Raw genomic sequence first — 12908 nt, 5'->3', positions numbered from 1 at the left:
CGTTTTCTGTACATTTGCATCCTTTTTAAGTAAACCAACTGATTTAACTGTAAGAGAATGTCATCGCCAGAATCCAGGAGAAAAGAATACATGCGGGAAGCCATCAGGCTTTCAATTGAGAAGATGAAGGAAGGCAAAGGCGGTCCTTTTGGGGCGGTGGTAGTAAAGAACGGCGAAATCATTGCCCGCGGGTTTAACAATGTAACATCCAGCAACGACCCAACAGCCCACGCAGAGGTAGACGCCATCCGGAAAGCCTGCCAGACGCTGGGCACCTTCCAACTCACCGGCTGTGAGCTCTACACCAGCTGTGAACCCTGCCCCATGTGCCTGGGAGCCATCTACTGGGCCCGCCCAGACAAAGTGTATTATGGCAACACCAAAGCAGATGCCGCCGCCATTGGCTTTGATGATGCTTTTATTTACGAAGAATTAGAAAAACCCCTGCCCCACCGCCACCTGCCCATGGAGCAGTTCCTGCGGGAAGAAGCCCTGGAAGGATTCAAGGAGTGGGAAAAGCTGGAAGGCAAAACTGAATACTAAATAATCTAGGTTTCGGTTTGCTGAAGCAGTTGTAACCCACCCCTACCCCTCCTAGGACGGGAATTATCTGCTAAAGACTCAAGTTCCGCGAAAGCTCGTCCTAAGCCTCCGCTATTCGAGATTTGAAATCCCGAATAACAAAGGAAGGATAACAGTAAAGCGTTCTACATCCTTGTTAGTATCCATAATGAGTTAACTGCTTCAATAAACTGCAACAAGGGTTAACTAATATTCCTCAGTCGCTTCTATTAATCTACGTCCCGTTTTTGGCCTGTTTTCTGGAAAGTAGGCCAAAAACGGGACGTATTTATTCTGCATCGGTGCAGCCGAAAACATAGTTTGTGATAAGATCTGAGGCAGCGCATTCAGCCGTCGTCTTTAAAAGTCCGTAGAAAAATCAGCACCTATTCTGTTGAACCATGGAAAAAAGATGGACTGGCCGGTTTCTGTATTGCCTTGGGTTCTCACTCCTATCCGCCTGCGGCGGAAAAAACACCGACTCTTACGTAGAGGCCCCTGGCGCAGAGAAAACAACCAAAACCAAAGTCCTGGAGACGGGCGCTGATCTGCTGCAAGACAAAACCCCGTTGTCAAAAGTAAATGCCTACCTCAACGGTTTCCATTTCTACAACGGCAACTTGCAAGGCCAGATGGAGGCGCACCATTACGTCACGCAGCTCAATGAGGATCTGCACCAGGCTATCATGTATGACGGAAACGGCCCAGACGCCAAACTCATGGGCGTGGAGTACATTATATCTGAGCGCCTGTTCAAGAAGCTGCCCCCAGAGGAACGTAAACTCTGGCACAGCCATCACTACGAAGTCAAATCTGGGGAGCTGATTGCCCCCGGCATCCCAGACGTGGCAGAGCATGAACTCATGGAAAAGCTGGTGAGCACTTACGGCAAGATCATCCATACCTGGCATACAGACCGTGATCTGGAGTTGCCGCTGGGTAGCCCCATGGTCATGATGGGCTTTACCAAAGACGGGCAGCTCCACCCAGAACTGGTGCAAGACCGGGACCAGCGGTTTAATGTCTCAACTGCAGAGAAGCGCAGACAGCGCGAAGACATACCTATGCCAAAGGTGATAGAAGGAGCCAATGCCTGGGAAAAAGGCGAGGTTAGACAGTTGCAAATCACCAACCACTATGAGGCGCCTGAGCACCAGCACTAGAGGAGAATTAAAAATTGAGAATGGGGAATTAGGAATTTTATGGTGCAATGTGGAACTCTGCTTTCTTTTCTATTCTCTTCATGCTTTTTCCAGCTCTTCCGGAGTTCTACTCCGGAAGCAATCTGCCGGGGAGTTCTACTCCCCTTTTTTTCTGTAGTTCCTGGCGGAGTAGAACTCCGCAGCAGGCAAGTTCGGGAGTAGAACTCCCGAACAGCTGAGCAGCTGAGGTAGTTGGGCTACACCTTTTCTCTTTTGCAATCCTAAAAGGAACTTGGTGGTGAACAGCAATAGTATTTCCCCCTTGCACTTCCGGAGTTCTATTCCCGACCAGCTGGAAACTCCTTGCTCTTCCGGAGTTCTACTCCCCTTCTTTGCTCGTGGTTCCCGGCGGAGTAGAACTCCGCAGCAGGCAAGTTCAGGAGTAGAACTCCCGAACAGCAAGTAACTCCAAACAGCAAATGGCCCACGAACAGCAAGTACAACAAGTACAGCTAATCAACACCTTATAAGCATGTTTCAACATTTCTTGCCACTCCTGTTTTTGGCCTGTTTTCGCAAAAACAGGCCAAAAACAGCAATGCCCGAACCGTAGAGGTTCGGGCATTGCTCTAAAATAGAAGAACTAATATCTAACAACGAAGAGCTACCGTCGGCCCATCATGCTGCCCAACTTGGCCAGCCCTCCTTTGGTGCCCGCCATTTTGTTCATGCTGCGCATCATTTTCCGCATGTCATTGAACTGCTTCATCAGGTTGTTCACCTGCTGAATGGTAGTTCCAGAACCTTTGGCAATGCGGTTGCGGCGGCTTCCGCTGATCATGTCAGGGTTGAGGCGCTCTTCCTTGGTCATGGATTTGATAATGGCCTCAATGGGTTTGAAAGCGCTTTCATCAATCTCCACGTCCTTCAGCATTTTGCTCACGCCCGGGATCATGCCTACCAGGTCTTTGATATCACCCATGCGTTTGATCTGCTCCAGCTGAGACAGGAAGTCGTCAAAGTTGAACTGGTTCTTGCGGATGTTCTTGTTGATCCGCTTGGCCTCTTCCTCGTCAAAAGTCTGCTGTGCGCGCTCCACCAGGGAGATCACGTCTCCCATGCCCAGAATACGCTGTGCCATCCGGTCTGGGTAGAACAGGTCCAGGGCTTCCATCTTCTCACCGGTGGAGATGAACTTGATGGGTTTCTCTACCACAGCCCTGATGGATAGGGCGGCCCCACCTCTTGAGTCACCGTCTAACTTAGTCAGCACCACGCCGTCAAAGTTAATGCGCTCGTTGAAGGTTTTAGCGGTGTTCACGGCATCCTGACCGGTCATGGAGTCTACCACAAACAAGGTCTCGGTGGGTTTAATGGCCTCTTTGATGTTGTAGATCTCCTGCATCATGGCCTCATCCACGGCCAGACGGCCGGCGGTATCAATGATGACAACTTTCTTGCCGGTGCGCTTGGCATGCTCTACGGCGTTTCTGGCAATCTGCACCGGGTCTTTAGATTCGCGCTCCGCATAAAACTCAACGCCCACCTGCTCGGCCAGAACATTCAGCTGGTCAATTGCCGCGGGGCGGTACACATCACAGGCTGCCACCATGACGCCTTTGCCTTGCTTTTTCAGAAAACTGGCCAGTTTACCGGTGAAGGTGGTTTTACCAGATCCCTGCAGACCGGCAATCAGAACAATGGCGGGTGAGCCGTTGAGGCTGATGTCTTTTTTCTCGCCGCCCATGAGTTCAGTGAGCTCCTCATGCACAATCTTCACCATCAACTGGCCCGGTGACACGGCAATCAACACGTCACGGCCCATGGCCTCGTCTTTGATCTTATCGGTCACAGTTTTGGCCACCTTGTAGTTCACGTCTGCGTCTACCAGGGCGCGGCGCACCTCTTTAATGGTTTGGGCTACGTTGATCTCAGTGATGCTGCCTTGGCCTTTCAGGGTTTTAAAGGCGCGGTCCAGCTTATTACTTAAATTCTCAAACATGTGGTTTGTATGGCTGAGTTAGGTTCTGTTCAGGTTAAATCGTTCCTGGTTTCCGTAGGAACTATTTACAAAAATACGCAGAAATTTGGCAAGTTCACCATATTTTAGCCTAAGCTCCGTATATTGGAACGAGCCGTACATTTCGGCAACGCCGCTGTTTTAGGGCTACTTTTGCAAAAACAGCCCCAAAACGGCAACCGACAGAGATAAGACCTTACCACCGTACAAAAGAAGAAGAGTACTTTTGGAATCAAGAACACACACCACCCAACCCAATACACTATTCATCACCTACTACTGGCCCCCGTCTGGCGGCGCCGGCGTGCAGCGATGTCTCAAATTTGTGAAGCACCTGCCCGAGTTTGGGGTGCAGCCCACCGTGATCACCGTAGATGAGAGGCAGGCCTCTTATCCTGTGATAGACGCCACCTTAGAGGCCGAGGTGCCGGCCTCTGTGCAGGTCATCAGGACCAGAACCCGGGAGCCGTTTGAGTTCTACAAGAAGCTCACCGGCAAGAAAGACATTCCGTTTGGCGGCTTTGCAAACACCGGGAACGAGAGCTGGAAGCAGAAGCTTTTCAAATTCCTGCGCGGCAACCTGTTCATTCCTGACCCGCGCGTAGGCTGGAACCGTTTTGCCCTGGACGCCGCCACCAAGGTCATGAAGCGGAAGGAGATGCACGCCGTGGTCACCTCCAGCCCGCCCCACTCTACCCAACTGATTGGCCTGAAGCTCAAAAAACAGTTCGGGTTGAAGTGGATTGCCGATATGCGCGACCCCTGGACCGATATTTATTATTATCAGGACTTGAACCACACCGCGCTGGCGCAGAAGATTGATGCCAAATACGAGCAGGAGGTGCTGGAAAACGCAGACGCCATTCTGGTGGTGAGTGCAGACATGAAACGCCTGTTCCTGAACAAATCCACCACCCTGGACCCTAACAAGATCCATGTCATCCCCAACGGGTATGATGAGGCAGATTTCGTGCACCCCTCTGCCCCGTCAAAAGAGGAATTCACCATCACCTACACCGGCACCATTACAGAGGCTTATAACGTGGAGGGGTTCTTCCAGGCGCTTTGTGACACCATGACCAAAAACCCGCTCATCAGGTACAAGCTCCGGTTTGTGGGCAAGGTTTCTGCAGAAGTGAAGCGGCAGGTAGAGGCGGCGGGGTTGGCTTTGATCACAGAATACATTGACTATGTGCCGCATGATGTGTCTATTCAATACCTCATGTCCAGTACCGTCTTGTTCATGGCCATACCAGACGTGCCCAACAACTTCGGGATATTGACGGGTAAGCTGTTTGAGTACCTGGCCGCCAACAAACCCATTATGTGCATTGGCCCCATACACGGCGATGCCGATAGAATCATTGATGAATGCGGTGCCGGACGGGTCTTTCACTACACCGGCTATGACTTGATGCTGGACCAGCTCATGCAGTTCAGCAAAGCCTGGAAAGTAAACCCCAACCTGGACCTGCCCATCATCAACTATACCCAATACTCCCGCCGTGCCCTCACTGAGAAACTGGCGGAATTGCTGGTGTCTTAGCATTTCTGTTTTGGTGCTGTTTTCTGAAAAACAGCCCCAGAACAGAAACGCCTTGTGCGGCTAAAGCTTCCCCTTACCTTCTGTTACCCTTCTGAAATGGGTTTAGAAGCGAGCACCAACAGCGGTTACCCTCAGTTACCCTGTTGCGTCTTTTCCCTTGCCTAGCTTTCTGAAGAATGCTGTTTAGGGTTTTGAACCTGGCGGAAAAGGATGGCATTGCAAAATTCCTTACCATTCCAGGGTTTCTGTTTTAGGGCTGTTTTTTTGAAATCAGCCCCAAAACAGAAACCCTGGCACCTTTACCCAGGGACTGTCTTTCAACACTTGAAACAGCTGCCGGAACAGAAATGTCTTTCATTAGAAAATGAAAAGAAGTAGAATGTTCCAGAAACGTACAGAACCTTTTAGTTCTTCTTACCTTTATTCTTAAGCCATAGACTCACCGCATTACTTCTAGCCGCCTTGCAACGCCTCCTGGATTACGTACTCTTCCATTTCAAGCGGGTCTACCATCTGCCGGAGCCGCTGGAAATCAGCTATGGCCTGGACGGCCGCAGCCGGGTGCAAGTCTTGCCCGCTGAAGGCAGTTTCTTTGAGCGCGAACTGCCCAGGCCGGACCAGGTGGGTAAAAAAGACTGGAAAGGCACCTCTCTCCCTCTCTTTTTCCAGAGTACTATTACGCAAGAATGGTTTACCCCGCAGACAGACGGGCAAGTACAGGTGCACTATGACCTGGTGGCCAGTGCCTTCTTTCTGTTGAGTGGCTGGCAGGAGTACTATAGTCCTGAGCGGGATCAGTTTGGGAGGTTTCCCTACCGCGCCTCTGTTCAGGCAGAAGAAGGTTTTGTTTCCATACCTGTGGTGAACTACTACTTTGAGATCCTGAAAGAAGCGGTAGAGATAGCGTATGGTCAGAAAATTCAGCCCCGGCTCTGGCAAGGGAAACCGTTTGCCACCTGCCTCACCCATGACGTTGACTACCTGCAGAGTGCCTGGAAAGTAGCCGGAATTTCCGCATTGCGGAAAGGGAACATTCTCCGGTTGGTGCGCCTGGCCTACCAGAAGCTAGCCCAGAATGACGCGTGGTTCAATCTGTTGCAGGTAGAGCAGGAGCTTGAAAAACTTCAGGCAAGGGCCACTTTCTTTTTTTTACCGGAGTCTGCCAAATCTGAGGGGCACCCTAACGCTGACTATGACATCGCCTCGGCGGCTGTTCAAGCAGAAATCAGCCGCCTGGTCTCCGCCGGACATGAAATTGCGCTGCACGGCAGCCACGGCACCGGCACCTTTGCCGCGCAGCTTCTGGGGGAGCGGGAGAAAATACCCGCCCCCGTACAAGGGAACCGCTTTCACTATCTGCGCTTTGATCCGGGTGCCTCTCCAGCGGTGCTGCTCTCCTCCGGCATCACCTATGACAGCAGCCTCGGCTTTCCGGAGCACTACGGGTTCCGGCACAGCTACTGCCACCCCTTTCGGTTGTTCAGTTTTAAAGAGCGCGCCATGCAGGAGACGTGGGAGCTGCCCCTGAACCTGATGGACATCACCCTGCACCACCCCCGTTACCTCCAGCTGGCGCCCCGGCACGTTATGCCTGCCGTTACCCCCCTGCTGAACGAAATTATCAGGTTTCATGGGGTCTTTACCCTGCTCTGGCACAATGAGAACTTTACGCCCTACGCTCTTCCGCAAGGGGTCCAGATCTTCAGAGACCTCACCCGCTACTGCTCCAGGGCCGGAACGGCTTTCCTAACAGCGTCAGAAGCCGTTGCCCACGCCTCTATCTCTTAAATTTACCCGCTGTCTATTTTCAAAGCATAGTTAAAGCCTCAGCAGAAGCTGTTATTTTTGCGCCTTCACCCGTGCTGTTTTTGACCTGATTTCAGAAAAACAGCCCTAAAACGCCGCCCTCCTTTCATGGATGTCATCCGCAAGCAGAGTTACCTGAACACCTTGATTTCTACCGTGGGCATGGTGGTAGGGTACCTGAACACGGTTCTGGTGCTCCCCCACTTCCTGAATGACCCGGACAAGGTGGGGTTAACCCGTTTTCTGATCAGCGTAGCCCCGGTGTTCGCCCAGTTTGCCGCGCTGGGGTTTACCAATACCAGCGCCCGCTTTTTCCCTTATTTCCGGGACCGGGACAAGCAGCACAACGGGTTCCTGTTTCTCATGCTGGTGATCCCGCTGGCGGGGTTTGTGGTGGTAACGGCGCTGTTCCTGCTCCTGAAGCCTGCGGTGATAGACTATTTTGGAAAAAACTCGCCTCTGGCGGTGGAGTACTACTACTACATTATTCCGCTGAGCTTCTTCACTCTGCTGTTTCTGTTGCTGGACGCTTACCTGCGGGCGCTCTACAAAAGTGTGGTCCAGACGTTTCTGCAGGATTTCCTGGTGCGAATCCTGACCATGGTAACGGCAGCCCTCTATGTTTTGGGGTGGGTAGACTTTCAGTGGTTTGTGATTCTGTTCATTGCCGCCAACTCCAGCAGTGCCCTCATCTGCATAGTGTATCTGCTCTGGCTCCGGCAGTTTTTCGTTCGGCCGGGCCGGAACATGTTCCAGATTGTGCCCATCAAAGAAGTGGTGCAGTACGGTTTTTATTCATTTTTGGGAGGCATTTCCAGTACGGTCATTACGTTTACAGATTCAGCCATGATTATGGCCATGTCGCCCCGCGGTCTCGCTGATGTAGCATTTTATACCACGGGGTATTTTATCACCAGTGCTATATTGGTGCCGTACCGCAGCATGAACAAAGTTCTGACCGCCCAGGTGGCTGACCTTTTCAAGCTGGGCGATTTCCCGGCGCTGGGGCACCTGTACAAGCGCATGACCCGGGTAAACCTGGTGATTGGGTTGCTGCTGTTTCTGGGCATCTGGTGCAACGTTGACAATATCTTCTCCTTTATGCCGCCAGAGTACAGCGCCGGCCGGTACGTCATCCTGTTCATGGGCATTGCCCGTATCTTTGAGTTAGGCACGGGCCTGAACGCCATGATCCTGATCACGTCCCACAGATACCGCTATGACCTGATCCTGAACATTCTGATGGTTGCCCTGGTCATCACCACCAATTATCTGTTGATTCCGCCGTTCGGGATCAATGGAGCCGCCTTTGCTTCTATGCTGGTCTTTGTGGCCGTGAATATGCTGCGGGTAGCCTTTGTCGCTTTCTTTTTCAAAATGCAACCGTTTGGGTGGGACTCCCTGGCCCTGCTGGCTATTGCCGCGGTGGCTTTTGTTGCTTCCTGGCTACTGCCCCGCCTGCCCCACGTACTGCTGGATATTGCCGTGCGGTTTGCCTTGATCACCGGTATTTATGCAGGCTTGGTGCTGATGAGCAAGGTGTCACCGGAGGTCAATGAAGGTTTTAGGAAAACCAAAAAAAGATTTCTTTCTTAGGGTAATAAAAATATACTTTTCTCCCAAGGCTGACGCCAATGCAAAAACCTTTACAATATTTCTATCTACTATTCTTTCTAATCTTTATTTCAAATACCGCCTCCTTCGCCCAAAGAAGTGCATCTGTCTGGACGTTTGGACAGAACGCCGGGCTGAATTTTGCAACCGGCACCGGAAGCCCTGTTCCTTTTCACAACCCAAACATCAACACCCCAGAAGGCTGTGCTACCCTCTCTGATGAGAAAGGCAATTTGTTTATGTACACAGACGGGGTAACTGTCTGGAACAAAAACCATCAGATCATGCAAAATGGCACCGGATTGAAAGGGGCTCAGTCATCCAGCCAGGCGGCCGTGATTGTCCCGCACCCCGGCAACCCTATGCAGTTTTACATTTTCACGGTAGAAGACCACCTGGTAGGTAATAACTCACTGAATTATTCTGTCATTGATATGAATCAGAATAATGGGTTGGGCGCAGTTCTGACAAGCAATAAGAATACGTTTTTAGCTTCACCATGTGCTGAAAAAGTCACAGCTATTCCTCATGAAAACAAACGGGATTACTGGATAGTGAGCCACCGCTTAAACAGCAACCAGTTTATTGCTTACCTGCTCTCCCCCACCGGACTTAGTTCAGTTCCGGTTACTTCTTCTGTGGGCCAGACCCACACCAATATGCTGGGGTACATGAAGGCTTCTCATCACGGCTATAAAATTGCCGTTGCGGTAACTTTTAATCATCCGGGGGTTGAGACGTTCAATTTTAACCGCTCTACCGGTGAGGTTTCAAGTCCAAAAGTTTATAACCTGAGTGGGGCCTACGGGCTTGAATTCTCGCCAAAAGACCACTTTTTATACGTCAGCACTACCTGGGGTGTTAATACACTTTATCAGATAGATGAAGCAGCAAACACCATCAGTACCATCATCTCCAAACCTGGTGGGAACTATATTTTTGGGGCGTTACAACTGGGGCCAGACGGCAAAATTTATGTAGCCAGAAACGAACGCAATTTTCTTGATGCCATTACCCTGCCCAATGTGAGGGGAAGCGCTGTTGGGTACAGAGAGAACTATGTGACGCTTACCCCAGGGTCTACCAGTAAATTAGGCCTGCCCAACTTTGCCATAGCCCCCTTGGTTGACTTTACCTACACGTTTGACTGTGCCACTAATTCCTACACGTTTCAGCCTAACATCTCTTTTGAGTATGATCAGTTTCATTGGAAAATGGAAGGCGATTTAATTCAGAATGATGTATCCTATACGCATGAATTTAAAGCAGATGGGCAGTATCAGGTAGCGTTGAATGTCTACAAAGATGGGCAGGAATACATCATGAGTAAAACGCTAACTGTCATCAGAAGCCCGCGTGTAGACCTTGGGAAAGACACGGTCATCTGTGAAAACAATGCCTCTTTAGTTCTGGCTCCAGAAATTCTGCCGGGATCTACCCTGCGCTGGTCTACTGGCTCCACCAGTCCGTCCATAACCGTTACGTCTGTGGGAACTTACTGGCTGGAAGTAACCAGGGGCCAATGTACCGTGCGGGATGAGATAAACGTTGTTCTTGCCCCATCACTGCCTTTCAGCCTTGGGAGAGACACAACCCTGTGCGCCGGCGCAAGTTTACTGCTCTCCCCTTTACTGCCCTCCGGCAGTAGCATTAAGTGGTCAACCGGTTCTACTGCGCCCACTTTACTCGTTACAGCCCCTGGCACGTATTGGGCAGAAGTGACCCGTGGCGCCTGCACAACAAGAGATGAGATTACCATCTCCTACTCTCCCCCTTTTACTATCAATTTAGGGGCAGATATCACCCGCTGCGCAAACCAACCGGTGACTCTGGCCCCTACTATCCCCGCCAACACATCTATAAAATGGTCAGATGGCTCCACAGGGACTACCTTACAGGTTCACACTTCGGGGGTGTACTGGATAGAAGCAACCAACAGTAACGGCTGTAAAGTACGGGATGAGATTACAATTACCCTCAACCCAGTTCCGCAGGTAGAATTAGGCACCAGGAGGGAAATATGTGCAGGTGAGTCTTTGCTGTTAGACGCAACCGGTCTTGACTTAACTTACCGCTGGCCAGATGGATCAACGGCCCCTACCTTTACCGTTACTAAAACAGGACGATATGGAGTGACAGTGACCAACTCATGGGGCTGCTCCAATACAGACTCTGTAGATGTACTGGTGAAACCGTTGCCCTTGGTAAACCTGGGGCCAGACAGATCTCTCTGCCAGGGGGAACCCTTAACACTAGGTCAGGCTCTAGCCGGCGCCACTTATCTTTGGCAAGACGGATCTACCACTGCTACGTTTTCTCCAAAAACCAGCGGCACCTATTGGCAAGAAGTGACATTGAATGGTTGCTCAGCCAGAGATGAAGTGACAATCACGTTTAACCCCCTCCCGGTAGCAGCTTTAGGTAGAGACACCACCCTTTGTGTAGGGCAGTCACTAGCACTAGATGTCACTCGCCCTGAGGCTACTTATCTATGGCAAGACGGGTCTACCCGTTCCTCCATTAACATTAACCAACCTGGCACCTATTGGGTGGAGGTCACCAATAGATATAACTGCACCACCCGCGATGAAATTGAGGTGTATTTTCTCACCCCACCTGCCATTGAGCTAGGGAGGGATACCACCCTTTGCTATGGGGAAAGTTTAATCATTGGCAAGGTACTTCCTGGGGTTACGTACCAGTGGCAAGACGGCTCTAAGGAGGCTACCTATACCGTTACCCAACCGGGCACCTATTCTGTGACAGCCTCCCTGGAACATTGCGGTGAATCTGATGCCATACAGGTTAAATTCAAAGATTGCCAGGACGGGTTGTTTATCCCCAACATCTTTACCCCCAACGCAGACGGAATAAATGATTCATTCTTTATTCATGGGCTGCTCCCTAAAGACAGGTGGGAGCTGACTATCTATAACCGATGGGGAAAACAGGTTCTGTTTACGGCAGATTACAAAAACAACTGGAGTGGCGAAGATATGAGTGCCGGAACGTATTACTATAACTTGGTAAATAGAGAACAGAGCCGCATCTTTAAAGGCTGGGTAGAAATAGTAAAATAATAGCCTGTTTACCATTAGGTTTTCCAGCCGAAATTCAGCGGCATACGGTTCTGACGCAGCCCTTTAGGAGCAGGAATGTAGCGCAACAAGCAGGTACACACGAGGCTGAATAGTGGTGAGTAAAGACAATTTGAAACATGCCTCAGGAAGTTTCAGGTACGCACCTTCTTCTTGGCAAGTAAATAGTCAATCACGTCCACAAACTCTTTTTCCCGTTTCTCAATCGGGAATTCTGTCCGTATTCTATCTGACGCTTTTGAAGCATAAGCCTCTGCCCCGTTCCTCACCGCTGATTGGATGAGCTCCACTAATTGCTGTTTATCCTTTTTCATCAGGATATAGCCGGTCTCCCCAATAATGTCTGGAATACCGAATACATTAGACCCAATTGGAACACAGCCACACAACATGGCCTCACAGAGGGCATTTGGAAACCCCTCTGCCATTGAAAGCTGCAGATAAAACTCGTGAGCGTTGTAATGGTGCACAAGCTCTTGGTAGGGTACGGGGGGCATCAAGGTAACATTCTCCGGCAGTTCCAGACGTTCAACAGACGGAGACTTTCCAATAATGGTGAAAAGGCAATGCGGCAACTCTTTGGCTGCTTCTAAAAGCAAGTCTACCCCTTTTCTGTAGAAGAACGGTTTCTCCATATTGATAGCCACCGTTAAGAAGCTGTTCTTCCTTCTAGGTGCACCAGTAATGTAAAAATCACGGGAATCATAGCCATTGCAGATCTCCCGGCATTCAACTGCTGCATCGGGCACAAAGACTTGATAGCCTTGGGCGGGTGCACCGGCATCAGCATACGTATACGGTGTTAGCTGCAGGCTTTTATGCACCGGCGTCACAATTGTGGCATGTTTGATAGACCAGCCCGTGAAGAAGCCCATGAGTTTCTTACGGTACGCGCCGTGTTGAATAGCAGGAAAAGAGTGGCAATCAGAGCCGCACAGAACAAGGAGACTTGGCTTTCCTGTTAGTTTCCCAAAAAAGACAGGCAAGACCGAAAGATATCCGGCAAATTGACAGAAAAGAACATCTGCCTTCCAGCTATTCTTTAGAAGAAACAGCAACTGGTTGACAAACAGAAGAGGAGTAAGGTACTTGTTCCTGGGAATGAATTGAAACTCCCTTAT

8 protein-coding genes are annotated in these 12908 nt (G+C 50.5%); 6 read left to right on the top strand and 2 right to left on the bottom strand.

Annotated elements, in window-relative coordinates; all coding sequences use genetic code 11:
* The first annotated feature begins 57 nt into the window (after positions 1-57).
* Together FHS90_RS20020 and FHS90_RS20015 are read left to right on the top strand one after the other, a co-directional pair.
* On the top strand, positions 58-543 hold the full coding sequence (locus FHS90_RS20020; protein WP_241498961.1) for a nucleoside deaminase: 486 nt from the start codon (positions 58-60) through the stop codon (positions 541-543).
* A gap of 419 nt (positions 544-962) precedes the next feature.
* The gene (locus FHS90_RS20015) at positions 963-1724 is read left to right on the top strand and encodes an OBAP family protein (RefSeq protein ID WP_066833245.1); all 762 of its coding nucleotides are present in this window, start codon (positions 963-965) and stop codon (positions 1722-1724) included.
* A gap of 643 nt (positions 1725-2367) precedes the next feature.
* Here the strand turns inward: FHS90_RS20015 and ffh are convergent.
* The gene (gene ffh / locus FHS90_RS20010; RefSeq protein WP_066833250.1) at positions 2368-3705 is read right to left on the bottom strand and encodes a signal recognition particle protein; all 1338 of its coding nucleotides are present in this window, start codon (positions 3703-3705) and stop codon (positions 2368-2370) included.
* A gap of 244 nt (positions 3706-3949) precedes the next feature.
* Between ffh and FHS90_RS20005 the strand changes: the two genes are divergently transcribed.
* The 4 genes from FHS90_RS20005 (at position 3950) to FHS90_RS19990 (ending at position 11769) form a co-directional block, all read left to right on the top strand.
* Entirely contained in the window at positions 3950-5269 is a 1320-nt protein-coding gene (locus FHS90_RS20005) for a glycosyltransferase family 4 protein (RefSeq protein ID WP_220483112.1), read from the top strand.
* 462 nt (positions 5270-5731) lie between these two features.
* Positions 5732-7057, top strand: a complete 1326-nt coding sequence (locus FHS90_RS20000; protein WP_182514341.1) for a DUF7033 domain-containing protein — start codon at positions 5732-5734, stop codon at positions 7055-7057.
* Between the two features lie 126 nt (positions 7058-7183).
* Positions 7184-8671 carry a lipopolysaccharide biosynthesis protein gene (locus tag FHS90_RS19995; protein ID WP_182514340.1) on the top strand — a complete coding sequence of 496 codons (1488 nt, stop codon included), beginning with the start codon at positions 7184-7186 and terminating at the stop codon, positions 8669-8671.
* A gap of 38 nt (positions 8672-8709) precedes the next feature.
* Positions 8710-11769 (top strand): T9SS type B sorting domain-containing protein, encoded by a 3060-nt coding sequence (locus FHS90_RS19990; protein WP_182514339.1) that lies wholly within the window; start codon positions 8710-8712, stop codon positions 11767-11769.
* A 152-nt stretch (positions 11770-11921) separates the two neighbouring features.
* Here FHS90_RS19990 and FHS90_RS19985 read toward each other — a convergent pair whose 3' ends face one another.
* Positions 11922-12662, bottom strand: a complete 741-nt coding sequence (locus FHS90_RS19985; RefSeq protein WP_182514338.1) for a glycosyltransferase family 4 protein — start codon at positions 12660-12662, stop codon at positions 11922-11924.
* Positions 12663-12908: the final 246 nt, after the last annotated feature.

The sequence above is a fragment of the Rufibacter ruber genome (genome assembly GCF_014138425.1).
GTDB lineage: Bacteria > Bacteroidota > Bacteroidia > Cytophagales > Hymenobacteraceae > Nibribacter > Nibribacter ruber_C.
This window is presented reverse-complemented; position numbering and strand designations above follow the sequence as displayed.